Annotated in this window: 21 protein-coding genes and 1 pseudogene; 12 read left to right on the top strand and 10 right to left on the bottom strand. The window is 66.3% G+C overall.

All coding sequences use genetic code 11. From position 1 onward, the window contains the following. Positions 1-6: 6 nt before the first annotated feature. From FQ775_RS12525 to FQ775_RS12505, 5 genes are read right to left on the bottom strand one after another with little or no spacing between them, the layout of a single operon-like run. Positions 7-678: a LutC/YkgG family protein gene (locus tag FQ775_RS12525; protein ID WP_146300969.1), complete on the bottom strand. Its 672-nt coding sequence runs from the start codon at positions 676-678 to the stop codon at positions 7-9. Further along, entirely contained in the window at positions 675-2111 is a 1437-nt protein-coding gene (locus FQ775_RS12520; RefSeq protein WP_146300968.1) for a LutB/LldF family L-lactate oxidation iron-sulfur protein, read from the bottom strand. Before FQ775_RS12520 ends, FQ775_RS12525 begins: the two co-directional genes overlap by 4 nt. Positions 2112-2115: 4 nt before the next feature. Further along, entirely contained in the window at positions 2116-2898 is a 783-nt protein-coding gene (locus FQ775_RS12515; RefSeq protein ID WP_146300967.1) for a (Fe-S)-binding protein, read from the bottom strand. 38 nt (positions 2899-2936) lie between these two features. Further along, positions 2937-4082, bottom strand: a complete 1146-nt coding sequence (locus tag FQ775_RS12510; RefSeq protein ID WP_146300966.1) for an alpha-hydroxy acid oxidase — start codon at positions 4080-4082, stop codon at positions 2937-2939. Positions 4083-4101: 19 nt separating this feature from the next. Then, on the bottom strand, positions 4102-4887 hold the full coding sequence (locus FQ775_RS12505) for an FCD domain-containing protein (RefSeq protein WP_146300965.1): 786 nt from the start codon (positions 4885-4887) through the stop codon (positions 4102-4104). Positions 4888-5073: 186 nt separating this feature from the next. On the opposite strand from FQ775_RS12505, the gene FQ775_RS12500 reads away from it, so the two are divergent. Then, positions 5074-6402: a DUF3422 family protein gene (locus tag FQ775_RS12500; RefSeq protein WP_146302056.1), complete on the top strand. Its 1329-nt coding sequence runs from the start codon at positions 5074-5076 to the stop codon at positions 6400-6402. Here FQ775_RS12500 and FQ775_RS12495 read toward each other — a convergent pair. Then, entirely contained in the window at positions 6399-7397 is a 999-nt protein-coding gene (locus FQ775_RS12495; RefSeq protein ID WP_146300964.1) for a LysR family transcriptional regulator, read from the bottom strand. The genes FQ775_RS12500 and FQ775_RS12495 overlap by 4 nt on opposite strands. Positions 7398-7628: 231 nt before the next feature. Here FQ775_RS12495 and FQ775_RS12490 point away from each other — a divergent pair, with 231 nt between their 5' ends. The 5 genes from FQ775_RS12490 to glcF are packed head-to-tail and all read left to right on the top strand — an operon-like array spanning position 7629 to position 12681. Then, on the top strand, positions 7629-9125 hold the full coding sequence (locus FQ775_RS12490; protein WP_146300963.1) for an FAD-linked oxidase C-terminal domain-containing protein: 1497 nt from the start codon (positions 7629-7631) through the stop codon (positions 9123-9125). 5 nt (positions 9126-9130) lie between these two features. Next, on the top strand, positions 9131-9712 hold the full coding sequence (locus tag FQ775_RS12485) for an ASCH domain-containing protein (RefSeq protein ID WP_146300962.1): 582 nt from the start codon (positions 9131-9133) through the stop codon (positions 9710-9712). Further along, the gene (gene glcE / locus FQ775_RS12480) at positions 9709-10944 is read left to right on the top strand and encodes a glycolate oxidase subunit GlcE (RefSeq protein ID WP_146300961.1); all 1236 of its coding nucleotides are present in this window, start codon (positions 9709-9711) and stop codon (positions 10942-10944) included. Before FQ775_RS12485 ends, glcE begins: the two co-directional genes overlap by 4 nt. A gap of 10 nt (positions 10945-10954) precedes the next feature. Beyond that, positions 10955-11335 carry a DUF4870 family protein gene (locus tag FQ775_RS12475; RefSeq protein ID WP_146300960.1) on the top strand — a complete coding sequence of 127 codons (381 nt, stop codon included), beginning with the start codon at positions 10955-10957 and terminating at the stop codon, positions 11333-11335. Between the two features lie 44 nt (positions 11336-11379). After that, positions 11380-12681 carry a glycolate oxidase subunit GlcF gene (gene glcF, locus FQ775_RS12470; RefSeq protein WP_146300959.1) on the top strand — a complete coding sequence of 434 codons (1302 nt, stop codon included), beginning with the start codon at positions 11380-11382 and terminating at the stop codon, positions 12679-12681. 35 nt (positions 12682-12716) lie between these two features. On the opposite strand, the gene FQ775_RS12465 is transcribed toward glcF, so the two are convergent. The 3 genes from FQ775_RS12465 to FQ775_RS12455 form a co-directional block, all read right to left on the bottom strand. Then, the gene (locus FQ775_RS12465; RefSeq protein ID WP_146300958.1) at positions 12717-13580 is read right to left on the bottom strand and encodes a bile acid:sodium symporter family protein; all 864 of its coding nucleotides are present in this window, start codon (positions 13578-13580) and stop codon (positions 12717-12719) included. A 72-nt stretch (positions 13581-13652) separates the two neighbouring features. Further along, positions 13653-14555: a bile acid:sodium symporter family protein gene (locus FQ775_RS12460; protein WP_146300957.1), complete on the bottom strand. Its 903-nt coding sequence runs from the start codon at positions 14553-14555 to the stop codon at positions 13653-13655. A gap of 193 nt (positions 14556-14748) precedes the next feature. Beyond that, on the bottom strand, positions 14749-15558 hold the full coding sequence (locus FQ775_RS12455; protein ID WP_146300956.1) for a L,D-transpeptidase: 810 nt from the start codon (positions 15556-15558) through the stop codon (positions 14749-14751). A 229-nt stretch (positions 15559-15787) separates the two neighbouring features. Here FQ775_RS12455 and FQ775_RS12450 point away from each other — a divergent pair, with 229 nt between their 5' ends. The 5 genes from FQ775_RS12450 to hisG all read left to right on the top strand — a co-directional run bounded on the left by FQ775_RS12450 (position 15788) and on the right by hisG (position 21913). Next, positions 15788-16423: a DNA-3-methyladenine glycosylase I gene (locus FQ775_RS12450; RefSeq protein WP_146300955.1), complete on the top strand. Its 636-nt coding sequence runs from the start codon at positions 15788-15790 to the stop codon at positions 16421-16423. Between the two features lie 1268 nt (positions 16424-17691). Next, positions 17692-19392, top strand: coding sequence for a histidine--tRNA ligase (locus tag FQ775_RS12445; protein WP_146299437.1), 1701 nt, complete (start codon positions 17692-17694; stop codon positions 19390-19392). Between the two features lie 124 nt (positions 19393-19516). Beyond that, on the top strand, positions 19517-20635 hold the full coding sequence (locus tag FQ775_RS12440; protein WP_167812948.1) for an ATP phosphoribosyltransferase regulatory subunit: 1119 nt from the start codon (positions 19517-19519) through the stop codon (positions 20633-20635). 44 nt (positions 20636-20679) lie between these two features. Beyond that, positions 20680-21135, top strand: coding sequence for an endonuclease domain-containing protein (locus FQ775_RS12435; protein ID WP_432420069.1), 456 nt, complete (start codon positions 20680-20682; stop codon positions 21133-21135). 79 nt (positions 21136-21214) lie between these two features. Continuing rightward, entirely contained in the window at positions 21215-21913 is a 699-nt protein-coding gene (gene hisG, locus FQ775_RS12430) for an ATP phosphoribosyltransferase (RefSeq protein WP_146300738.1), read from the top strand. A 243-nt stretch (positions 21914-22156) separates the two neighbouring features. Here hisG and FQ775_RS12425 read toward each other — a convergent pair whose 3' ends face one another. Then, positions 22157-22663: a YciE/YciF ferroxidase family protein gene (locus tag FQ775_RS12425; RefSeq protein WP_146300739.1), complete on the bottom strand. Its 507-nt coding sequence runs from the start codon at positions 22661-22663 to the stop codon at positions 22157-22159. A gap of 255 nt (positions 22664-22918) precedes the next feature. Between FQ775_RS12425 and FQ775_RS12420 the strand changes: the two are divergent. Then, positions 22919-24642 (top strand): annotated as a pseudogene (locus FQ775_RS12420) (AMP-binding protein). The last annotated feature ends 10 nt before the right edge of the window (positions 24643-24652 follow it).

Raw genomic sequence — 24652 nt, 5'->3', positions numbered from 1 at the left:
GCGCCGCTAGCCGACCACGATCAGGTGGAGCGCTCGCGGGCCGTGCGCGCCGAGGATGATCTTCTGTTCGATGTCGCCGGAACGCGACGGCCCGGTGACCAGGTTCAAGGTGCGTGGCATGCCGCCCTTGCCGAACTTGCGCCTGAGCCTGGCCAGCACGGTCTCGAGATCGCCCGCGATATCGCCGGCGTCGACCACCACGATGTGATGCTCGGGCAGGAAGTTCACCGTCGTCGGATTGTCCTTGCCCGACAAGAGCGCGATCGTACCGGTCTCGGCGATGCCGGCGAAGGCGTGGCTGACGCCGACCTCGTCAAAGCCGTCGGACCGGCCCGGTTTCACGTCGAGCGACTTCAGCGCCTCCCAGGGCATCGCCCGGAGACGGCGACCGTCGCCCATGCGGATCGCGGCAGGAAGGTTCTTTGCACGCAGGTAGTCGGCGACCACCTTTGGCACACGCTCGGGCGAACGCACGCGCGTGACCGTTGCCGCCACCTTCTCCGCCATCTGGCAGAACAGCGCGACACGCTTCTTGTCGGGAAGTTGCCCACGCTCGGGCACGATGCCCTTTGGCGGTCTGGCAAGGCGCTTGTCAACGGCTTCGCGCCGCGCCGCGTTGTCAGCGCTATCGCCGATCGCCGCCCGTACCTTCGCCATGATGGCGTCGCGCGCACTCATGTCGGCCCTCGTCTCGACACAGCCGCGCCCTGGCGCCATTGCTGCATGAAGGTGCGGCGCTCGGGCGCGGGCAGGTCGCGAAACCTTGTCCAGCCGCCGGCGAAGGGCAGGGCGGAAAAACGCTTCTTCCTGCCACCGAAGAGCGACAACGCCGGAATGGCGAGCGAGGTCGCGAACTTATAGAGCCTCGGCCGCTTGGCGAAGGCGGCCCACAACTTCAGTCCGTAGCGCTGGGTCGCCGGGTTGAGCCCACGCTCGAATTCGCGCTCGCGCCAGCTGCGCATCATCTTCGGCAGCGGGATGCGCATCGGACACACGCTCTCGCAGCGTCCGCAGAAGGTCGAGGCGTTTGGCAGGTGCCCCGACTTGTCGACGCCGACCAGGGACGGGGTGAGCACGGCCCCCATCGGTCCGGGATAAACCCAGCCGTAAGCGTGGCCGCCGACGGCGTGGTAGACCGGGCAGTGGTTCATGCAGGCACCGCAGCGAATGCATCTGAGCATGTCCTGGAACTCGGTGCCGAGCATCGAGGAGCGGCCGTTGTCGAGCAGGATGACGTGATATTGCTCCGGCCCGTCAGGGTCGCCTCGGCGGCGCGGTCCCGTCGAAAAAGTCGTGTAGACGCTCATGTCCTGGCCGGTCGCCGAGCGTGCCAGAACGCGCAGGATCTGGCCGACATCGTTGAGCGTCGGCACGATCTTCTCGATCGACGCAACGACGACATGGACGCGCGGCAGCATCTGCGTCAGGTCGCCATTGCCCTCATTGGTGACGATGACCGAGCTGCCGGTTTCGGCGACGAGAAAGTTGGCGCCGGTGATGCCGACATCGGCCTCGAAATATTTCGCCCGCAGCACGCGGCGCGCCTCGTCGAGCAAGCTTTCCGGTTCCGACAGGTCTCGGTTCGGGGCGAGGTAGTCGTGGACGCGGCGGAAGTCGGCCTCGACCTGGTCCTTGTTGACGTGGACGGCCGGTGCGATGATGTGGCTCGGGTGCTCGCCGCGCAACTGGATGATGTATTCGCCGAGGTCGGTCTCGACCGCCTCGATGCCGGCAAGGGCGAGGAAATCGTTGAGCGCGATCTCCTCGGTGATCATCGATTTGCCCTTGGTCACCGTCTTTGCGTTCTGCATGCGGCAGATGTCGAGGATGATGCGACGCGCATCCTCCGCCGTCTCGGCCCAGTGCACGTGGCCCCCGGCCTCGGTGACCTTCTTCTCGTAGGCCTCCAGATAGAGATCGAGATGGGCGAGCGTGTGGTCCTTGATGTCGCGCGCGGCATCGCGCAACGCCTCGAACTCGGGCAGCGCATCGGCCGCCTTCCGTCGCTTGTCGATGAAGCCGGCGCGCACATTGCCCATCGCCTTCTGGAGTTGGGCGTCCTGCAGGGCTTGGACGGCGTTCTGCTTGAAGTTGGGAGAGGTGATCTGCACGTGCCTAGCCCCGTCCCCCGATCGGCGCACCGTCGGTCATGCCGGCCAGCACCTCGGCCACGTGGCGGGCCTCGACCCTGGAACCCTGCCGCTTGAGTTTGCCGGCCATGTTCATCAGGCAGCCGAGGTCGCCGGCGAGGAGCATGTCGGCGCCGCTTTCCTCGATGGCCGCGGTCTTCTTTTCGACGATGGCGTTGGAGATGTCGGAATATTTGACGCAGAACGTGCCGCCAAAGCCGCAGCAGACGTCGGAATCAGGCATTTCGTTAAGCGTGAGACCCTCGACCGAGCCGAGCAGAGCGCGCGGCTGCGCGGCAATGCCGAGTTCGCGCAGTCCGGAACAGGAATCGTGGTAGGTGGCGGTCGTCGCGTGGCTCGCGGAGACCTTCTCGACGCCCATCACGTCGGCAAGGAAAGAGACGAGTTCGTGTACCCGCGATGCGAATGCTTCGGCGCGCTCCTTCCAGGCCGGGTCGTCGGCGAACAGGCGAGGATAGTGCTTCTTCAACATGCCGGCGCAAGAGCCCGAGGGGGCAACGACATAGTCGAAGCCCTCGAAGGCGCGGATCGTGTTTTCGGCAATGGCGCGCGCGTCCTTGCGGTCGCCGGAATTGTAGGCCGGCTGGCCGCAGCAGGTCTGCGCCATCGGCACATCGACCGTGCAGCCGGCATCTTCGATCAGCCTGACCGCGGCGAAGCCAATCTGCGGACGGAACAGGTCGACCAGACAGGTGACAAAAAGGCCGACGTTCGGTGTTGTTGTCGGCTCGTCGGCGGTCGTGTGCATGCCTGGATATCCTGCTTGGCACGTCGTGAAGGCGGGTGTCAGGCCAAGGGTCGCGCCAGCCAGTCCTTGCCCGCAAGCTTGATGTCACGCTTACCACACAGGGCCATCGTGATGTCCAGTTCCTTGCGGATGATCTCCAGCGCCATGGTAACGCCGGCCTCGCCCATCGCCCCGAGACCGTAAAGGAACGGCCGGCCGATATAGGTACCCCTGGCGCCCAGGCAAAGCGCCTTGAGCACGTCCTGGCCCGAGCGGATGCCGCCGTCGAATTGGATCTCGATCCTGTCGCCGACCGCGTCGGCGATTTCCCCGAGTCTCGCTATCGAGGAGTCTGCGCCATCGAGCTGGCGGCCGCCATGGTTGGAGACGACGATCGCGTCGGCACCGGTCCTGGCAGCCATTTCCGCATCCTCGCGGTCAAGGATGCCCTTGAGGATCAGCTTGCCGCCCCAGCGCTGCCTGATCCACTCGATGTCCTCCCACGACAGTCGGGGGTCGAACTGCTCTGCCGTCCATGACGAAAGCGACGACAGGTCGGCGACGCCCTTGGCATGGCCAACGATATTGCCGAACGTGCGCCGCTGCGTGCCCAGCATGCCGAGACACCAGCGCGGGCGCGTCGCCATTTGCCAGATGTGCTTTGGCGTGAAGCGGGGTGGAGCCGACAGGCCATTGCGCAGATCCTTGTGGCGCTGGCCGAGTATCTGCAGGTCGAGCGTGAGCACCAGCGCCGAGCATCCGGCGGCTTTGGCGCGGTCGATCAGGTTGGCCACGAAATCCTTGTCGCGCATGACATAAAGCTGGAACCAGAACGGCTTGCCGGTCGCCGCAGCGACGTCCTCGATAGAGCAGATGCTCATGGTCGACAGCGTGAACGGAACGCCAAACTTCTCGGCGGCGCGCGCGGCGAGGATTTCGCCGTCGGCGTGCTGCATGCCGGTCAGGCCGGTGGGGGCGAGCGCGACGGGCATCGCGACCGGTTCCCCGACCATTGTCGAGGCGAGGCTGCGGTCGGTCATGTCGACCAGCACGCGCTGGCGCAGCTTGATTCCGGCGAAATCCTCCTCGTTGGCGCGGTAGGTGCTTTCGGTCCATGACCCGGAATCGGCGTAGTCGAAGAACATCTTCGGCACGCGCCGTCTGGCGAGTTTCTTGAGGTCGGCGATTTCGAGAATTGGGGGCATCAGGGATTGTCCGGTCGGGTTACACGTTGCGGTGGTCTCGACTGCGCTGGGCCAGCCGCAGTCGCGACACCTTCTGCCAGTTGTCGGCGCGTTCGGCCTTGGCGATCGCGCTCTCGACGAAATCGATATGTCGCCGCGCCGCTTCGAGGGCGCTTGCCGGTTTCCCGGCCAGGACAGCGTCGCCGATCGCCAGATGCTGCTCGAGCAGGGCGTCGCGGGCACCGGCCAGACGGTAGATGAGCGTGCGGTTAAAGAAGACGCCGTCGGCCAGCAGCCGATAACAGGAGCGGAGCGTGTGGAGCAGGATGATGTTGTGGGCGCACTCGCCGATTGCGCCGTGGAACTCGACGTCGAGCCTGGCTTCCTCGTCGAAGTCGGCGCGCTCGTGCGCCGCGCGCATCCGGTCCAGAATACCGGACAGCAGCACGCGGTCGTCGGGTGTCGCGCGTTCCGCGGCGAGCCTCGCGGCAACCCCCTCGATCTCGCGGCGAAACTCCAGGTAGTCGGCGGTAGCCTTGCCGTGGCCGGAAATGAGCTCCATCACCGGCTGGGTGAAAACCTCGCCGATGATGTCGGCAACGCGTGTGCCGCCGCCATGTCGGGAGACCAGCAGGCCGCGCGCCTCGAGCTGTTTCAGCGCGTCGCGCAGGATCGGCCGGGATACGTCGAACATGCTGGCGAGTTCGCGCTCGCCCGGCAGGCGGTCGCCCGAGCGAAGGATGCCCTCAAGGATCAGATCCTCGATGCGGCGCACCACCTCGTCGGCGGTGCGCGCGTGGTCGATGCGGGAAAACAGTTCGCTCAAGGTATGTTGCCGGACAGTCCATCATGCGGAAACGCCAAGCTTAAGCGCTGGATCGTTAAGTGGTCAATTTTTTTATCCACTTGCGGGATCTGCTTCTTCTGGTGGTTTGATGACCATCGGACGCGATGCCGCATGGACCCCGCGGTGCGTTCGACTAAAGTCTTACGTCGGGGCAGGACGGAATGGATGGCCGAAGCACAGAAACAGCCGGGAAAGAATGAGGCACTTGTCGGGACGGTGCTGGGTTTGCGCGCGCATGACGGTCGCGCCGCTGCGGTCGGCGAGGTTCATGCCCGCCCCCATCCCTTGATCGACACACCGCGCAACATCGTGCAGCTCGCCTTCATGACCGAAGGCGGCTCGTCCGTCGACCATGCCGTTCTGGCCGAGCTTTCGCGCCGTCTCGGCGTCGCGCCGCCGGACCGTCAGGCCCGGCACCACGCGATGAAGTGGGGACGCGGCTCGCTGCGCTGGGAGCGCCATACCGAATTTTCCACCTATCTCTGGGAGGGGCCGCCCGGAACCCGTGGCGCGCCGGGCGACGACAGCCCGTTCGGGAACGGCTTTTCGCCGCCGGGAACGGTGATTTCCGGTGTTCGCATCGAGATCAGGAAATGGACCCCGCAGGCCGAACGCGCGGTGGCCGGTTTCGATCCGGCGAGCCTGTGCTTTTCGCATGTCGAAGGCGGTAAGGCCGCCGTTGCGACCGATTTTCGCCAGGACGGCGACGGCCTGACTCGGGTTCTGGTGCTCGACCGCGGGCTCACGCCGGCGCGGGTGGGGGCGCTGTCGCAGCGTCTCATCGACATTGAGACCTATCGTACGTTGGCGATGCTCGGCCTGCCGCTGGCGCAGTCGCTGTCGCCGCGCATCCGGCGTATCGAGGACCGTCTGGCGCAACTGACTGGCGAAATGCGTTCGCGGGAGAGGGGCAACAGCGAAGGCCTGCTAGGCGAACTGACGGAACTGGCCGCGGAACTCGAGGCCGACGCGGCGGCAAGCCTCTACCGGTTTGGCGCCAGCCGGGCCTATCACGGAATCGTGGAGGAGCGGCTTGCCGCGCTCGCCGAAGAGGCAGCACCCGGACACGACACCTGGTCGGGATTTCTTCAGCGTCGTGTCGCGCCGGCCATGCGCACATGCCGCTCGATCGAGGAACGGCAGGCGAACCTGTCGCGCAAGCTGGCTCGCGCGGCGACGCTGCTGCGAACCTGGGTCGATGTCGAGGTCGAGCGCCAGAACCGAGATGTGCTCGCCTCGATGAACCGGCGCGCCAGGCTGCAGCTGCGTCTGCAGCAGACAGTCGAGGGCCTGTCCGTAGCGGCGGTCTCCTACTACGTCGTCGGCCTGGTAGGCTACCTTGCGAAGGGTGGCGTCGCGTTTGGCTTCGAGCCGAAGCCGGAACTGGTAACGGCGGCCGCGGTCATTCCCGTCATTCTAGCCGTCTGGTGGCTGGTGCGGCGGATCAGGCGTCACAATGCCGACGGTGACTCGCAGGAAGCGAAGTCGGGCTAACCGTCAGCAATTCCTGGCGTTGCCGCGTCGCCGGCGAAGCCGTTCGGTTTGTGCACGGGATCAGCTGCCGTTGCCGGAGCCGTCATGTTGGCGCGGCCACCGGTCTCCCAGTAGGGCACAGGTCCGTAGAGCGCAGCAAGGTAGTCGATGAACAGGCGGACCTTGGCCGGCAGGAAACGGCGCGAAGGATACACCGCGTGGATCGCGACGTTCCGCGACGCGGAAAAGTCGGGCAACACACGCTGCAGCCGCCCGCTCGCGATCTCCTCGCCGATGTCCCATGTCGAGCGCAGCGCAATGCCGATGCCGGCGATCGCGGCCTCGCGCAGCACCTCGCTGGAATTGGTCTGCAACGGTCCCTCGGCGCGGTAGACGAACGGGCCCTGCGGCCCTTCGAGGCGCCAGGCCTCATTGTTGTGCTGTGCCAGGCAGACGTGACGGTCGAGGTCTTCGATCGACTGCGGCGTTCCGTTCGCCGCCAAGTAGGTGGGCGCGGCCACCAGGACACGCTCGACCGGCGCCAGGCGGCGGGCAACCAGGCTCGAATCGGAGAGTTCGGCGATGCGGATGGCAAGGTCGAAACCCTCGCCGACGATGTCGACGAACTCGTCGGTCAGGACGAGGTTGATGGACAGATCGGCGTTCTCGCGCATGAAGGCACCGAGATGCGGCGCGATGTGCATGCGCGCAAACGAGGTCGGCGCCGAGATCTTCAAGGTACCGCGAGGCTGGGTGGAGCGCCGGGTGACGTAAGACTCGGCCTCCTCGATACCGGCGATGATGGCGACGACGCGTTCGTAAAAACCCTGGCCGGCTTCGGTCAGGGCCACCTGACGCGTCGTTCGCTGGAGCAATCGGGTGCCGAGCCGGTCTTCAAGCTTGCGCAGTCTTTTGGAGACGACGGCGGGAGAAAGGCCAAGTTCGCGGCCGGCCCCGGAAAGGCTACCGGCGGAAACCACTCGTGCGAAAATTTCAAGGTCAGCAATATTGGTCATCGAATATCGTACTTATGCTTGTGCAAGAACAATACGGCAAGGTGACGGGGCCGACTTACGATCACATGTTTGCGATAATGTGTCGCCGCACTCGGCCACCCCACGCGCCGGCAACAGGCAGGAGGCGCGAACGAGCCGGCGCCGTCTGTGAAAAGCATCACGGTTGCCATCACACATGGTTTGCGTTGCCGCGATTGACTGGTAAAAAGATTTGACCAATCGGAGTAAGCCATGTCGGGCCCGGCCATGCCGAAACCGGATGCCGAAACCATCTCGCGTCGCGCCGAGATCGTCGCCGACATGCGGATCATCGTGCCGGGCGAAGGTGTGGTCGATACCGACGTCGAGATGCGCGCCTTCGAGAGCGACGGGCTGACCGCCTACCGACAGTTGCCGCTGGTGGTGGTTCTGCCCGAAACGACGGCGCAGGTCGCGCGCATCCTGAAATATTGCATGGACCGCAGCATCCGCGTCGTGCCGCGCGGTTCGGGAACGTCGCTATCGGGCGGCGCGCTGCCGCTTGAGGACGCCGTGCTCCTGGTGATGAGCCGCTTCAACCGCATTCTCGACATCGACTACGCCAACCGTACCGTGACGGCGCAGCCGGGCGTCACCAATCTCGCCATCACCCACGCCGTCGAGCAGGAGGGGTTCTACTACGCCCCCGACCCCTCCTCGCAGATCGCCTGTTCGATCGGCGGCAATGTGGCCGAAAACTCGGGCGGCGTGCATTGCCTGAAATACGGGCTGACCGCCAACAATGTCCTCGGCGTCGAGATGGCGCTGATCAGCGGCGAGGTGATCCGCCTCGGCGGCAAGCATCTCGACGCGGAAGGCTACGACCTTCTGGGCGTGATGACGGGTTCGGAGGGGCTGCTCGGCGTCGTCACCGAGGTCACCGTGCGCATCCTCCGCAAGCCGGAGGCGGCGCGTGCCATGCTGGTCGGCTTTCCGTCGAGCGAGGCGGCCGGCCAGTGCGTCGCCGACATCATCGGCGCCGGTATCGTGCCCGGCGGCATGGAGATGATGGACCGGCCGGCAATCCACGCGGCGGAGGACTTTGTCCATGCCGGCTATCCGCGCGACGTCGAGGCGCTGCTGATCGTTGAACTGGACGGACCGGGGGCGGAGATCGACCATCTGCTCGCGCGCGTCGAAGAGATCGCGGCAAAGAACGGCGCCACCACCAGTCGTGTCTCCACTTCGGAGGAGGAACGGCTGTCTTTCTGGGCCGGGCGCAAGGCGGCGTTTCCGGCCGTCGGTCGCATTTCGCCTGACTACTACTGCATGGACGGGACCATCCCGCGCAAGGAACTGCCGCGAGTGCTCGCCGGCATGCGGGCGATGTCGGAGAAATACGGGCTGGGTGTCGCCAATGTCTTCCACGCCGGTGACGGCAATCTGCACCCGCTGATCCTTTATGACGCAAACAAACCGGGGGAACTCGAAAAGGCGGAGGCGTTCGGGGCCGACATCCTCAGGCTTTGCGTCGAGGTCGGCGGCGTACTGACCGGCGAACATGGGGTCGGGGTGGAAAAGCGCGATCTGATGCCGGCGATGTTTTCGGAGGCGGATCTCGACCAGCAGATGCGGGTCAAATGCGCCTTCGACCCCAATCATCTGCTCAACCCCGGCAAGATGTTTCCGCAGTTGCGCCGGTGCGCCGAACTGGGCCGCATGCACATCCATCGCGGCCAGATGCCGTTCCCGGATATTCCGAGGTTCTGAGCGGCATGCTTTTCAAGCAGGAAGCTCTTGAAGGAATTGCGCGCGGCGAGGTGACGGTCGCCTTCAGGCGCTGGAAGAAACCGACGGTGAAGGCCGGCTCGCGGGTGCGCACAGCGCTCGGCGAGGTGCTGATCGGGAACGTGATGCCTGTTGCAGACAACACCCTTGATAAGGGCGCAGCGCGCCGCGCGGGCTTTGCCACGCTGGCGGCGCTGGAAACCAGCCTGCGTGGTGGTGAAGATCGCCGGCTCTATCGGGTCGAGATTGCCGGCATCGTGCCGGACGCCCGTGTCGCGTTGCGCGAGGCGGCGGATATTGGCGAGGTCGAGCGGGCCGAGATCGGTACCCGTCTTGCCCGCTGGGATCGATCCGTGGGTCGGGACGGTTACCACCAGGCGATCCTGCGCCTGATCAGCAAGCGTCCGGGTGAGGCCGCGGCGGAGCTGGCGTCGACGCTCGGGGTTGAGAAGCTCAAATTCAAACGCGATGTGCGTAAACTCAAGGAGCTCGGCCTGACAATCAGCCTCGAGACCGGCTACCGCCTTTCGGCACGGGGAGAAGTTTTCGTTGGGGGATGCTCGCTTTGACCACCTTCCAGCCTGCCGCGTCCGCCGAGGTTGTGGAAACCGTCAAATGGGCGGCGGGCGAACAGTCGTCGCTGGAGATACTCGGCTGCGGTTCGAAACGCGGCATAGGCCGGCCGCTGCAATGCGAGCATGTGCTCGACCTTTCCGGCCTGACCGGCGTGACGCTCTACGAACCCGAGGAACTGGTGCTATCGGCCCGCGCTGGCACGTCGCTTGCCGAGATCGAGGCCCTGCTTGCCGAAAATCGCCAGCAACTTGCCTTCGAGCCGATGGATTATGGACCGCTGCTCGGCGGTAAGGCCGGTCATGCCACGATCGGCGGCGTGTTGGCCGCCAACCTTTCGGGACCAAGGCGAATCAAGGCTGGCGCGGCGCGCGACCACGTGCTTGGCGTCCACGCGGTGTCGGGGCGTGGCGAGGCCTTCAAGTCGGGCGGACGCGTGGTGAAGAACGTCACCGGCTACGACCTTTCCAAGGCACTGGCCGGGTCCTGGGGCACGCTGGCGGCGGTTACCGAGGTCACTTTCAAGGTGCTGCCGGCAGCCGAGACCGAAACGACCTTGGTGCTGCGAGGTCTTTCGGAGGCCGACGCGACAATGGCGATGGCGGCGGCGATGGGCTCGGCGGGCGAAGTCTCTGGCGCCGCGCACTTGCCCGAAAGTGTCACAGGTGTGGTCGCGGACGGCCGGTTTGCCGGTGAGCCATCGACGCTGTTCAGGATCGAAGGGTTCGGTCCGTCGGTGACATATCGCATGAACCTTTTGCGTGACCTCCTCAAAGGCGGTGCTTTTGAAGAGGTCGAGGCCGACATCTCGCGGACTCTGTGGCGCGAAATCCGCGACGTGGCGCCTTTCGCCGACGGTTCCGAAAAGCCGGTCTGGCGCGTGTCGATGGCGCCGGCGCAGGCGCACGAGATGGTAATGGCGTTGCGCATGGCGGCCGCAGCAGACGCCTTCTACGACTGGCAGGGCGGCTTGGTGTGGCTGCGCATGGAAGGTGATCCGGAGGCGGAAATCGTCAGGCGTTCGATCGCGGCGCATGGCGGCGGCCACGCCACGCTGGTGCGCGCCGCGCCCGCCTGGCGCGCCTCGGTACCCGTCTTCCAACCCCAGCCACCGGCACTTGCAGCCTTGTCGGCCCGGCTGAAAGGCCAGTTCGATCCGAACGACATTCTCAATCAGGGGCGGATGTTTCAGTCGACCGCGTCTGCTAGCCTCGCCCGAGAAGCTTGAGGAGACCACAATGAGCGACATGAATTCCGGTCCGTCCGAGCCGCGCCAGACCGATCGCTGGCTCGATCCGGGCAAGACCAACATCCAGATCATCTACATTCTCTATCTGGTCAGCCTGGCGATCGGGCTGACGGCGCTGATCGGTATCGTCATCGCCTACATGAACCGCGGCAAGGCCGGCGGCTGGGTCGAAACGCACTACACCTGGGCGATCCGTACCTTCTGGATCGGCCTGCTCTACGGCCTCGTCTCGGCGCTGCTCATGGTTGTCGGGATCGGCTTCCTGTTGATGATCGCGGTGGCGATCTGGGCCATCGTGCGCATCGTCATCGGCCTGCAGAAGGTGTCGCGCGACGAGCCGATCGGCAATCCTGAAAGCTGGCTGATATGAGCCCGGCCCGCCGTCTGGCCCCGATCCGCTGAGGTTGCGCCGCAGTGCAGACCAGCTTCACGCCAGAACAGCTTGCTGACCCGGATGTCGCGCATTCGGAACAGATCCTGCGCAAATGTGTGCATTGCGGCTTCTGCACGGCGACCTGCCCGACATACGTGACGCTCGGCAACGAACTCGACAGCCCGCGCGGGCGCATCTACCTGATCAAGGACATGCTGGAAAACGGCCGGCCGGCCGACCGAGAAATCGTCACGCATATCGATCGATGCCTGTCGTGCCTGGCTTGCATGACCACCTGCCCGTCCGGTGTGAACTACATGCATCTGGTCGACCATGCGCGTTCCCACATCGAAAAGACCTATCGCCGGCCGCTGCTCGACCGGCTGACGCGCCAGGTGCTTGCCAAAGTGCTGCCCTACCCGGCGCGCTTCCGCGCCGCGCTGTCGCTGGCAAGGCTTGGCCGGCCGTTCGCGCCGCTGCTGGCCGCTGTTGGCTTGACGCCGTTCGGTGCCATGCTGAAGCTGGCGCCGTCGCAAATTCCGGCGCGCTCGGATTCTGCTAAAGCCGGGGACCGCGCGCCGATAGGCGAAAGACGCGGCCGCGTCGCGCTTTTGTCGGGCTGTGCCCAGCCGGTTCTGAAGCCGGAGATCAACGAGGCGGCGATCCGGCTTCTCAACCGGCTGGGCATCGAGGTGACGATCGCCGCGGGCGAGGGCTGCTGCGGGGCGCTGGTGCATCACATGGGACGCGAGGACGATGCGCTCGCGGCGGCGCGGCGCAATGTCGATGCGTGGACGACGGAGATCGACAAGGGCGGCCTCGACGCCATTGTCATTACGGCGTCGGGTTGCGGCACGACGATCAAGGATTACGGCCACATGCTGCGGCTCGACCCGGCCTATGCCGAAAAGGCGGCACGGGTGTCATCGCTTGCCAGGGACATTACCGAGTATCTGGCGACGCTCGACTTGCCGGAACCCGCGCGGCCGGGCCTGACGCTCGCCTATCATTCGGCCTGCTCGATGCAGCACGGCCAGAAGATCACCCGCCAGCCGAAGGAACTGCTCAAGAAGGCCGGCTTTGTCGTGCGCGAGCCGCGCGAGGGGCATCTGTGCTGCGGCTCGGCAGGCACCTACAACATCCTGCAGTCCGAGATCGCGGACAAGCTGCGCGCCCGCAAGGTGGCGAATATCGAGGCGACCGGGGCTACGCTGGTCGCGACCGGCAATATCGGCTGCATTACCCAGATCGCCACCGGCTCCGACCTTGCCGTGGTCCATACCGTCGAACTGCTCGATTGGGCCTATGGCGGGCCGAAGCCGGCGGGCGTGGATGTCGCCTGAGGTCATCCGAACCATGATCGAGGCGGCGGTGGCGACTAACCCGCCGCCCGCCGGCGCCAGAGCACGAACGGTACCGACACCAGATACATGGTGATGCCGTAGACGCCGGACGGCAGCGAAAACGGCGGCAGGCCGCTCGCCTGCTCGGCGATCAGCGAACCGACGGTGATGCCGAGCGTGGCGTTCTGGATGCCTGTCTCGATGGCGATGGCCGAGGACTGGCGCCGGTCGAGCCCGCCGGCGCTTGCGAGCCCGGTGCCGATCGCGAGCAGCACCACGTTGAGGGCGACGACGGCCGGGCCGAGTACCGGCAGGTTCGCCACGAAAAGCGACCAGTTGGAGGCGAGCGCGCCGGCAACCACGACGCAGAACAGCACCGTTGCGAGATGCGAGACCGGTGTTTCGATCACGGCTGCGAAGCCGGACACGAAATGCCGCACCAGCATGCCAAGGATCACCGGCACGGCGGTGATCGCGAACATCGCAAGGCCGAGCGCGGTGACGTCGACCGGCGGCGCATCGACGCCCATGAAATGGCCGGCGGCGAGGCCGACGAGCAGCGGCACGCTGACGACCGAAACGAGGCTGATGACGCCGGTGAGCGAGATCGAAAGCGCAAGGTCGCCTTTGGCGAAACGGGTCAGGATGTTGGAGGTGACGCCGCCGGGACAGAACGACAGGATCATCAGGCCGACGGCGAGTTCGCCGGAGAGGCCAAACAGGACGACGGTCAGATAGGCGACGATCGGCAACAGCACGAGCTGCGCGACGGCGCCGATGGCGAATGCCTTCGGCTCGCGAGCGACACGCGAGAAGTCGGCGACGGTCAGGCCGAGGCCGAGCGAGAACATGATGATCGCCAGCGCCAGCGGCAGGAATACCGACAGGATGATGTCCATGCGTCTTCTCCTCCCCAAGCGGCGCTTCGGCCGCGTTTCCCGTGGACCTTGCTACAGCGATTCGGCGGAAGGTTAAGCAGCGTGCCGCATGGTTGGCTGCGACGCCATGTTGGCAAGTGCGAGACTGCGGCGCCAGAACATGAATGGGACCACGATCAAATACATCGTCACACCATAGACACCGGACGGCACGCTGTAGACCGGCACAACAGCGTCGGGACCGGCAATCAGCGCACCTACCGTGATCCCCAGCGCGGCGTTCTGGATACCGGCATCGGTCGAGATCGCGGTCGCCTGGGCCGTTTCCAACCCGGTCAGGGCAGATACTGCAAGTCCGCCCGCAAGCAACATCACCGCCAAGGCAACAACGCTTGGACCGAGAACCGGCAGTGTCGCCAGGAAGATCTGCCAGTTGACCATGATAGCGGCTGAAACAATGGCCACCAGCAGCAGCACGGAGAGCTTGCGGATGGCGGGGTCGAGAATTTCGGTCAAACCGGGTGCGAAGCGCCGGACCAGCATGCCGGCCGCAACCGGTATCGTCGTCATAGCGAACATGGAAAGCCCGAGCGAGGTCACCTGGATTTCAGGGGCTTCCGCACCCAGGAAGTGCTTGACGAAGAATGTCGCCAGCAGCGGCATGGTGACGACCGCGGCAAGGGTGGAGATTCCATTCAGCGATATGGAAAGAGCAACATCGCCGTGGCTGAACCTGGTCATGAGGTTGGCGGTCGGACCGCCGGGGCAGAGCGACAATATCATCAGCCCCAGCGCCATGTCGGGCGTCAAAGCGAATGTCATGGCAACGACGTAGGCGGTGAGCGGGATCAGCAGGAACTGTACCAGCAAACCGACCGCGAAGGCTTTCGGATTCCGGCCCAGTCGCGCGAAATCGTCGGCGACGAGACCAAGCCCCAGCGAGAACATGATCACCACCAGAACAACCGGCAGGAAAAGCGTAATGGTCAGGCTCATCTCGGGTCCTTTCTAGGCAGACCGGTCGCCGGGCAAGCGGCCGACGTAGTCGCCTTTGTCGAATGTCAAGGGCGGCGCGCCCCCTCGACGCACCGCCCTCGGCCGCGCTGTCCGGCCGGCACGTCCGAGCCGGCCGCCCCCGCTGCGGATTTCATGCCGGCGGTGACGCGTCGAACGCATGACCGCCGAGCCTTCACCTGACCACGACCCTGGTGCCGACGCTGACGCGTTCGTAAAGCTCGATCACGTCCTCGTTGCGCATGCGGATGCAGCCCGAGGACACCGCCTGGCCGATGGTCCAGGGCTGGTTGGTGCCGTGGATGCGGTAGAGCGTCGAGCCGAGATAGAGCGCGCGCGCGCCGAGCGGGTTGGCGGGCCCGCCCTTCATGTGGACGGGCAGGATGCGGCCCTTGGCGCGCTCGCGGGCGATCATTTCCGCCGGCGGGCGCCAGTCGGGCCAGACCCGCTTCTGGGTAACCTTGTGGGTGCCGGCCCATTCGAAGCCCGGCTTGCCGGTGCCAACGCCATAGCGGCGCGCCTTGCCGCCGGCCTGCACGTGATAGAGGAAGTTCTGCGTCGTATCGATGACGATGGTGCCGGCCTTCTCCGGCCCGTCATAGTCGACGGTCTGCGGCAGGTAGATCGGGTTCATCTGCGGCTGGACCGGCTTGCGCTCGGGCCGCACCACCGCGGCGGTGCGCAGCTGGCGCTCGCGATAGTCGGAGCCAGCATACGGCTGCGCGGCGTCGCGGTCATAGAAGATGCCACGGCGCACATAGGCCGGGCGCGGCTGGTCCATGACCTGGCGCACGCGTTCCATGGCGCGCGCTTCGGCGGCGCGGCGCGCGGCACCCGGCTTGCGCTTCAATTGCATGACCCACGGCGCGCTGAGGTCGGGGCTCACCGTGAGCGGTGGCCGCTTGCCGTAGCGCTCGCCCGCCGAGGCGCCGGATGCGAGGATGGCCAGCGCAGCTGCGCCGGCAATAACGGAAAGGAATTTCATCGGACGTACACTCCACAAAATCGCCTGACGAGCCGGGCGCGAAACGAGGGGAAGCGCCCGGAACCACGGCAATTGTCGCGGCGCGGCGGAGTCGGAATGGTGAATCGGGAACGCTAAAATGCCGATCTGGCAGGAAAGATTCCGGTGTGGTTACCGCCCGGTTCAGGAATCTGGTAAAGGCCGGCTTAACGAAGGCAATTTGCGTCAAGAGACGGATTTCCCCCGCACGATGAGCGAAAAGACCGGACTGATCGAGGGCCCGGACGGCGCCATGCGCTGCTTCTGGCACGGCAATGACGATTTCTACCGCCGCTACCACGACGAGGAGTGGGGCCGTCCGGTCGCCGACGACCGGCGGCTGTTCGAGAAGATCTGCCTGGAAGGTTTCCAGTCGGGCCTGTCGTGGATCACCATCCTGAGAAAGCGAGAGAATTTCCGCGAGGCCTTCGACAATTTCCATTTCGACCGGCTGGCGCTGTTCACCCAGCGCGACGTCGAGCGGCTGTTGACCAATGCCGGCATCGTGCGCCACCGCGGCAAGATCGAATCGGCGATCAACAATGCGCGCCGGGCGCGCGAACTCGCCGACGAGGCCGGCTCGCTGGCGGCCTGGTTCTGGCGCTTCGAGCCGGGGCCGGAGGAACGGCCGAAGGTGGTCGACCACGCCACGCTTACCGCCAATCCGAAGACGTCGACCTCGACGCTGATCTCCAAGGAGCTGAAAAAGCGCGGCTGGTCCTTCGTCGGCCCGACCACGGTCTATGCCTTCATGCAGGCGATGGGGCTGGTCAACGATCATATCGAGGGCTGCGTGTGCCGGCCGGTGGTGGAACTGGAACGCGAGCAGTTCAAGCGCCCGCGGTGACGACAGCCGATCTCCCCCCTTGTGGGGGAGATGGCCGGCAGGCCAGAGGGGGGCTGACTTTCAGGGCAACTCCTTTCGCTCACAACTTGGCTCCGCCCCCATCCTCCCCTGTGGGTCGCGGATCACAGCAACGCGGGGTGCTCCGTTGGTCTGCCCCATCTTGACTTGCGTTGCTGGCGGAGACGTCTGCATTCCTTCGCACCCCCCTCTGTCCTGCCGGACATCTCCCCCACAAGGAGGGAGATTGGCCGGCCGCGCTCGTGGCGTCTTTCCTCGTGCCCGCGTTGTCTCCTTTCGCTCACGCCGAGTTCGCTCCGCTCACCGGCTCCGCGCGGGCGGGCCATCAGGCCGCTCTTCCCTTTGCGTGCTCCGCTTCGCTGCGCATCGCGGCTGGCCGGTCGGGCTTGCGGCATGGGCCTGCCCTCCGCTTGGGCTCCTGACGTTCGTCGCTCGAAAAACCAAATCGTTGGCTTTTCGTGGCCTTCGGCCAGCACTCCTCACTACCACGCCCGCCAAACGCGTCTGGCCATTGAAAGGGAAGCGGGGCGCGGGGTCCCTGCCTTCGCTAGAAATTACGTGGCGCGGTCCTCCGCGCCCCGCCGGTGTTCTTGCCCGGTTGTGCAGATGCGCGTTGCCGTCCTTTCGAGACGGCACTCGCAAAGCCGGTGGCCTCGCGACCGGAACCCTGTCGGCCCCGCATCTCACCCTGGGGCCCGGACCTGGGGGCTCATCGCCCAGCGACGTCACCTTTCACGCCGCCGGTCCGGCACCGCCTCCGCCACGCTCGCCCGGTTCGCGACCCGCGTTCCCGTGCGGAAGGTGGGACGATGTTAGCCGCGCCGGTGAGGGCGTGGACGAAAAGGGAGTCGTGAATAGCGAATAGTGAGCAGGAACGAGGGGTTGGGGTGGGGGGAGGCGGGAATGCGTTCACGCTGGAGATGCGGCTGTTCCGACGAGCAGGGCGGAGGTGATTTTCTAGGCGAAGCGGGTTCGCGAGGGGCGGTGCCCTTTCGCACCCCCACTGTCCTGCCGGAGGCCGGGTCCCCGCTGCTTTCGCAGCGTCCCGGCGCTCGTCGGCCTTCCATCGTGCCACCGGCACGACGGATTCGCTTCGCGAACCGGCGGCTCGCCCCCCACAAGGAGGGAGATTGGCCGGCCGCACTGGCCGGCGCCAAACGCGCCCGACCCTTGCCGCCCCGTGGTGCATGGGCTACACGGCGCCTGCCCGTATTGCCGGGCCAGAACGTCATGCCGGAAAGCACAAAATCATGAGCGGCAAACCGATCAAGATGAAGGCGCGGCTGCCGCGCGGGCTGGTGGACCGCACGCCGGCCGATATCCGCGCCGTCGACGAGATGTGCGCCAAGATCCGCGCCGTCTACGAGCTCTACGGTTTCGAGCCGGTGGAGACGCCGCTGATCGAATACACCGACGCGCTCGGCAAGTTCCTGCCCGACCAGGACCGGCCGAACGAGGGCGTTTTCTCCTTCCAGGACGATGACGAGCAGTGGCTGTCGCTGCGCTACGACCTGACGGCGCCGCTGGCGCGCTATGTGGCGGAGAATTTCGAGCGGCTGGCCAAACCCTACCGCAGCTACCGCGCCGGCTGGGTTTTCCGCAACGAGAAGCCGGGGCCGGGACGGTTCCGCCAGTTCATGCAGTTCGACGCCGACACGGTCGGCACGCCGGGAGTGGCCGCCGACGCCGAGATGGCGATGATGATGGCCGACGTGATGGAAGCGGTCGGGATCAAGCGCGGCGACTATGTGATCCGGGTCAACAACCGCAAGGTGCTCGATGGCGTCATGGAGGCGATCGGGCTCGGCGGCGAGGAGAATGCCGGGCGCCGGCTGACGGTGCTGAGGGCGATCGACAAGCTCGACAAGTTCGGCCCCGAGGGCGTGAAGCTGCTGCTCGGTGAAGGCCGCTGGGACGGCGGCAAGGAGGGCGAGGGCGATTTTACGACTGGCGCCGGGCTGGATCAGGAGCAGATCCAGCCGTTGATCGAGCTGGCAAACTTCAAGGAAACGCTCGCAGGCATCAGATACAGCAATGCGCTGGACGACAAGGTTCAGTTCCCCATGCCGTTTCGCGAGCACCCGACCAAATGGGGTGCAAGGGAGAATGACGGTCAGTCGAACAAAAATGAGATGCGACGGAAGGGCGAGACACTGATGGAACTCGTCGAGGTTCCCGAAGATGTCGGCGACACGTGGAACCTCGACAACCTCAGCTTGTTTGCGCTTGTCTTCAATGCCAATCGTAAGATTGTCGAAGGTCTTAACGAACTCGCCGAGATTGCCACGTTGGCATTCAGGGCGGGCTATCACGAAGATCGTGTTTTGATCGATCCCTCGGTCGTCCGCGGGCTCGAATATTACACCGGGCCGGTCTACGAGGCCGAGCTGCTGGCCGAAATACCCAACGAGGACGGCGTCGTGGTGCGGTTCGGCTCGGTCGGCGGCGGCGGGCGTTATGACGGGCTGGTGTCGCGCTTCCGCGGCGAGCCGGTGCCGGCGACCGGTTTTTCGATCGGCGTGTCGCGGCTGATGACAGCGCTGAAAAACCTCGGCAAGCTCGATGCCGCCGACGCGGCCGGCCCGGTCGTCGTGCTGGCCATGGACAAGGATACCGACAGCCTCGGCCGCTACCAGAAGATGGTCGCCGAACTGCGCGCCGCCGGCATCCGCGCCGAGATGTATCTCGGCGGCGCCGGCATGAAGGCGCAGATGAAATATGCCGACCGCCGCCGCGCCCCTTGCGTGGTCATCCAGGGCGGCGACGAGCGCGAAAGGGGCGAGGTGCAGATCAAGGACCTCGTGGAAGGCGCGCGGCAGGCGAGGGCGATCGCCGGCCATGAAGAATACAAGGAGGCGCGGCCCGGCCAGGTGTCGGTGCCGGAGGCGGAACTGGTCGCCACGGTCGAGCGCATCATCGAAGCGCAGAAGGCCGAGCGGGACGGCCGGTGATGGAGGCTTGCGCGGCTTCGCGCCCCCCTCCGGCCGGGTCGCCGCTGCCTGGGCAGCGTCCCGGCGCTCGCCGGGCTTCGATGGTGCTGCCGGCTTCCCTCGCACAGCACGCCGGAGCGCGCCCATGACCGCGCGGCCCGACTTTGCCGCGGCGATCGAGACGCTGTTTGCCGAGCGCGGGGCGGCGATGGTCGACGTCGCCGTGATCCAGCCGGCGGAGCCGTTCCTCGACATGGCCGGCGAGGATCTGCGCCGGCGCATCTTCCTGACCGAAAGCGAGACCGGCGAGACGCTTTGCCTGCGGCCGGAATTCACCATTCCCGTCTGCCTCGACCACATCGCCAGCCGCGCCGGGACGCCGCGCCGCTATGCCTATCTGGGCGAGGTGTTCCGCCAGCGCCGCGAGGGCGGCAGCGAGTTTTTCCAGGCCGGCATCGAGGACCTCGGCGAGGCCGACATCGCGGCCGCCGACGCGCGCTCGCTGGCCGACGCGCATGCGCTGCTGTGCCGGGCGCTGCCGGGCCGCGCCTTTGCGATCACGCTCGGCGACCAGACCGTGTTCGAGGCCGTGCTGGCCGCGCTCGGCCTGCCGCGCGGCTGGCGCATGCGGCTGGCGCGCGCCTTCGGCGCGCCGGAGCAGCTGCAGGCGGCCCTTGCCGACCTCGCCGATCCGCCCAGGGTGGCGACGCTGCCGGCGCCGGTCGCGGCCTTCGTCGCCGATGGCGACCATGACGGCCTTGCCGGGCACATTGCCGCCGGCATGGAGGAATCGGGGCTGTCGCCGACCGCGGGGCGTACGCCGGCCGAGATCGCGCGGCGGCTGATCGAGAAGGCGGAGCTCAGAAGCGTGCGGCTGTCGGCCGAGGCCTTCGAGGCGCTGAAGCGCTTTCTGGCGATACACGTGCCGCTGGCCGAGGCCTCCGACGCGCTCAGGGCTTTTTCGGACGGCGCCGGCCTGTCGCTGGGGGCCGCACTCGACAATTTCGCCGCCCGCGCGGCAGCGATCGCCGAACACGGGCTCGCCGAGGCGCCGGTCGGCTATGACGCGGCGTTCGGGCGGCCGCTCGATTATTATACCGGGCTGGTGTTCGAGATATCGGCCACGGGTGGCGAACGGCCGCTCGCCGGCGGCGGCCGCTACGACCGGCTGCTGACGCTGCTGGGGGCGCAAAAACCGATTCCCGGCGTCGGCTTCTCGGTCTGGCTCGACCGCATCGAGGCGTTGCGGGGGGAGGGGCGATGATTGCGGGCAACAGGAATTCCTCGCCCCCGCGAAGCGGGGGAGAGGTGGCTCGGGCACACCCCGAGACGGAGAGGGGGGCAGTCCAGCCAAGCCGACGCTCCCCTGGCGGCGTTGCACGTGCCCGCGAACTGCGCCGCGGCGGCAACATGGCCGAAGCGATGCTCTGGGACGAACTGAAGGCGAAGAAACTCGGCGGCTACAAGTTTGTCCGCCAGATGCCCCTTGGTCCCTACTTTGCAGACTTCGCCTGCCGAAGCCAAAAGCTCGCCGTTGAACTCGACGGCTCTCAGCATGCCGACAGCACTAGCGACCGCCGTCGAGACGAGTTCATGCGCCGGGAAGGCTGGTCGGTGCTGCGGTTCTGGAGTCAGGACGCAGTCAGGGAACTGCGTAGCGTCTGCGAAACGATACTCGCGGCCCTGGAGGGACGATTGGCGCAGGATGCTGTTGCCACAGATGTGCGGTTCGTCGCCGAAGGGCACCGGGAGGGCGAGCGGTGACGGTCCCCCTCTCCGGCTCGCTGCGCTCGCCACCTCTCCCCCGCTTCGCGGGGGCGAGGAACAGGGAAAGGAGGCGCGCATGACCGTCACGCTTGCCCTGCCGTCGAAGGGGCGGCTGCGCGAGGAGGCGCTGGCGGTGTTTGCGCGTGCCGGTCTGGCGGTGGTCGAGCCCGAGGACCAGCGCCGCTACCGTGCCCGCATCGAGGGCCATGACGGGATCGAGGTCGCCTTCCTGTCGGCCTCGGAGATCGCGGGCGAGCTCGGCCGCGGCGCGGTCGATCTCGGCGTGACCGGCGAAGACCTGGTGCGGGAGGGGCTGGCCGACTGGGAGGCCAAGGTGGCGGTCGCGGCCCGGCTCGGTTTCGGGCGCGCCGACGTGGTGGTGGCGGTCCCCGACATCTGGCTCGACGTCGCCTCCATGGCCGACCTCGACGACGTCGCCGCCGATTTCCGCCAGCGGCACGGGCGCCGGCTGAGGATCGCCACCAAATACTGGCGGCTGACCCAGCAGTTCTTCTCGCAGATGCACGGCATCCAGGTCTATCGCATCGTCGAAAGCCTCGGCGCCACCGAGGGCGCGCCGGCGGCCGGCCAGGCCGACGTCATCGTCGACATCACCACCACCGGCTCGACGCTGAAGGCCAACCATCTGCGCGTGCTCGACGACGGGGTGATCCTCAAGTCGCAGGCCTGCCTGGTGGCGGCGAAGAAGCAGCGCAGCGCAGAGGCGCAGGCGCTGATCGCCGAGATCGGCGACAGGGTAGCGCGAGCACTTTAGCAGTTCTTACGCGGGTGGAAGTGGTTGGAGCGAATGGATCGCCCAGACGTGTCCGCGTCCGGGCGGCGACGGTTTGGCCGGCGTCGCGTTCGGTGATCTTCGCCCCGTTGGCGCAGCTGCGCCAACGGCCGGCTCCGCCCGCGCGGACCCGCAACAAAGCCGCTGCATGTCGACGCGGACATGCAAGAAGCGTTCGCGCAGGGCCATCCGCGGGCGGCGCCGGTCCGTTACGTGGCGGGCCTGTTACGCGGTCGCGGTCTCCAGCGCGGCTTCGTTCACCGTCCGCTCGGCCAGCTTGGTCAGATCGTCGTCGGTTTTCGCCTCCTGCCGCAGGGTTTCGTCAAGCAGCTTGGCGGCGTCCTTCATGCCGAGCTCACGGGCCCAGCGCTTGAGCGTGCCGTAGCGGGCGATTTCGTAATGCTCGACGGCCTGCGCGGCCGAGATCAGGCCGGCATCGAGAGCGGGCGCGTCCTTGAATTCCTCGATGATCTCCTCGCCTTCCGAGATCAGGCCCTCGATGGCCTCGCAGGTCTTCCCGCGCGCCGACTTGCCGAGAATCTCGAAAACCTGGCGCAGCCGCTCAACCTGGCCTTCGGTTTCCTCCTGGTGCTTTTCAAAGGCCGCCTTGAGGTCCTCGGACCGCGCGGCGCGCTTCATCTTCGGCAGTGCCTTGAGGATGCGGCGCTCCGCGTAATAGATGTCCTTCAACGTGTCGTGGAAGAGGTCTTCCAAGGTTTTGGTCTTCGCCATGGTGCATTTCCTTTGGATGGGGTGGATCGTGTCGGGCTCGTGACGGCAGCAAACGCGGCGCGGCCGCTTCGGGTTCCGCCGTTCCGTGGAGATGAATTTCCGGGAGTGGTGTCGAAGGGGCCCGCCAGCGCGGAGACGGGCAGGCATGCAGCAAAAAGAAAAAGGCCCGACGCGCGGCAGGGCCGGTGCTAAACTTCCTGCGTGGCATTATACTCCGATCCGGAGTATAATGCGGGCAATCGGGAGGAAGCGGAAATGAACGTTCATGCGGGCAAGGATCAGGCGCTGGCGCCGCGCGGCGGTATCTCGCATGTCGTCGGCGACCGCTCCGAGCCGCTGCTCGACGTCACCATTCCGGTGCAGCTGGCGCGCACCGTCCAACGGTTCGGCGACCGCGAGGCGGCGGTGTTTTCAGCCGAGGGGACACGGCTGACATGGCGCGAGTTCGCCGCCGAGGTCGACCGGCTGGCGGCCGGCCTGCTGGCGCTCGGGCTGGAGAAGGGCGATCGCGTCGGCATCTGGTCGCCCAACCGGCGCGAATGGCTGCTGACGCAGTTCGCCACGGCACGCATCGGCGTGTGCTGGTCAACATCAACCCGGCCTACCGGCTCTACGAGCTCGAATATGCGCTGAACAAGGTCGGCTGCCGGGCGCTGGTGACGGCGGCGAGCTTCAAGACCTCCGACTATCTCGGCATGCTGGCCGAACTGGCGCCGGAGCTCGAATCGGCGGTGCCGGGCGGGCTCAGGGCCGGGAAGCTGCCGAAGCTCACCACCGTCATCCGCATGGGCGAGGAGCGCTCGGCCGGCATGTTCAATTTCGGCGACGTGATGGCGAAGGGCGGGGCGGAGGAGATGGCGCGGCTCGACGCGGCGACGGCGAGCCTTTCGCCGGACGACGCCATCAACATCCAGTTCACCAGCGGCACCACGGGTGCGCCGAAGGGCGCGACGCTCAGCCACCGCAACATCCTCAACAACGCCCATTTCGTCACCGCGACGATGAACTTTTCCGAGGCCGACCGGCTGGCGATCCCGGTGCCGCTCTACCATTGCTTCGGCATGGTGATGGGCACGCTGGGCTGCGTGACCAAGGGCGCCACCATGGTGTTTCCCGGCGAGGGCTTCGAGCCGGCGGCGACGCTGGCGGCGGTGGCGAACGAGCGTTGCAGCGGCCTTTACGGCGTGCCGACCATGTTCGTCGCCATGCTCGACCATCCCGATTTCGCAAGCTTCGACCTGGCGTCGCTGCGCACCGGCATCATGGCCGGGGCGCCGTGCCCGGTCGAGGTGATGAAGCGGGTGCAGCGCGACATGCATATGAGCGAGGTGACGATCGCCTACGGCATGACCGAGACCAGCCCGGTGTCGTTCCAGAGCCATGTCGACGACCCGCTGGAAAAGCGCGTCTCGACGGTCGGCCGCATCCACCCGCATGTCGAGGTCAAGGTGATCGACGGCGAGGGGCGCACCGTGCCGGTCGGCGAGCGTGGCGAACTTTGCACGCGCGGCTATTCGGTGATGAAGGGCTATTGGGACGAGCCGGAGAGGACCGCCGAGGCGATCGACGCCGAGGGCTGGATGCACACCGGCGACCTCGCCATCATCGACGCCGAGGGTTACGGCAACATCGTCGGCCGGGTCAAGGACATGATCATCCGCGGCGGCGAGAACGTCTATCCGCGCGAGATCGAGGAGTTCCTCTACCGACATCCCAAGGTGCGCGAGGTGCAGGTGTTCGGCGTGCCCGACCAGCGCTACGGCGAGGAAATCTGCGCTTGGATCGTGGCGGCGGGCGAGGCGCCGGACGAGGAGGAAATCCGCGACTTCTGCAAGGGCCAGATCGCGCATTACAAGATCCCGCGTTACGTGCGGGTGAAGGACGCGCTGCCGATGACGGTGACCGGAAAGCCGCAGAAATTCATCATGCGCGACGCGATGATCGAGGAACTGGGGCTGGTCGTGGAGAAGACGGCGTAGACGCTTCCGG

The organism is Nitratireductor mangrovi (assembly GCF_007922615.2).
GTDB lineage: Bacteria > Pseudomonadota > Alphaproteobacteria > Rhizobiales > Rhizobiaceae > Mangrovimarina > Mangrovimarina mangrovi.
The sequence above is the reverse complement of the archived record's forward strand: the minus strand, read 5'-3'. Positions and strand labels throughout refer to the sequence as shown.

What these genes read in the sequence shown, in the direction of transcription:
- FQ775_RS12525 (WP_146300969.1), bottom strand. Translation starts at nt 678, where the DNA reads ATGAGTGCGCGCGACGCCATCATGGCGAAGGTACGGGCGGCGATCGGC.
- FQ775_RS12515 (WP_146300967.1), bottom strand. Translation starts at nt 2,898, where the DNA reads ATGCACACGACCGCCGACGAGCCGACAACAACACCGAACGTCGGCCTT.
- FQ775_RS12510 (WP_146300966.1), bottom strand. Translation starts at nt 4,082, where the DNA reads ATGCCCCCAATTCTCGAAATCGCCGACCTCAAGAAACTCGCCAGACGG.
- FQ775_RS12500 (WP_146302056.1), top strand. Translation starts at nt 5,074, where the DNA reads ATGGCCGAAGCACAGAAACAGCCGGGAAAGAATGAGGCACTTGTCGGG.
- FQ775_RS12495 (WP_146300964.1), bottom strand. Translation starts at nt 7,397, where the DNA reads ATGACCAATATTGCTGACCTTGAAATTTTCGCACGAGTGGTTTCCGCC.
- FQ775_RS12490 (WP_146300963.1), top strand. Translation starts at nt 7,629, where the DNA reads ATGTCGGGCCCGGCCATGCCGAAACCGGATGCCGAAACCATCTCGCGT.
- FQ775_RS12485 (WP_146300962.1), top strand. Translation starts at nt 9,131, where the DNA reads ATGCTTTTCAAGCAGGAAGCTCTTGAAGGAATTGCGCGCGGCGAGGTG.
- FQ775_RS12475 (WP_146300960.1), top strand. Translation starts at nt 10,955, where the DNA reads ATGAGCGACATGAATTCCGGTCCGTCCGAGCCGCGCCAGACCGATCGC.
- FQ775_RS12465 (WP_146300958.1), bottom strand. Translation starts at nt 13,580, where the DNA reads ATGGACATCATCCTGTCGGTATTCCTGCCGCTGGCGCTGGCGATCATC.
- FQ775_RS12460 (WP_146300957.1), bottom strand. Translation starts at nt 14,555, where the DNA reads ATGAGCCTGACCATTACGCTTTTCCTGCCGGTTGTTCTGGTGGTGATC.
- FQ775_RS12455 (WP_146300956.1), bottom strand. Translation starts at nt 15,558, where the DNA reads ATGAAATTCCTTTCCGTTATTGCCGGCGCAGCTGCGCTGGCCATCCTC.
- FQ775_RS12450 (WP_146300955.1), top strand. Translation starts at nt 15,788, where the DNA reads ATGAGCGAAAAGACCGGACTGATCGAGGGCCCGGACGGCGCCATGCGC.
- FQ775_RS12445 (WP_146299437.1), top strand. Translation starts at nt 17,692, where the DNA reads ATGAGCGGCAAACCGATCAAGATGAAGGCGCGGCTGCCGCGCGGGCTG.
- FQ775_RS12440 (WP_167812948.1), top strand. Translation starts at nt 19,517, where the DNA reads ATGACCGCGCGGCCCGACTTTGCCGCGGCGATCGAGACGCTGTTTGCC.
- hisG (WP_146300738.1), top strand. Translation starts at nt 21,215, where the DNA reads ATGACCGTCACGCTTGCCCTGCCGTCGAAGGGGCGGCTGCGCGAGGAG.
- FQ775_RS12425 (WP_146300739.1), bottom strand. Translation starts at nt 22,663, where the DNA reads ATGGCGAAGACCAAAACCTTGGAAGACCTCTTCCACGACACGTTGAAG.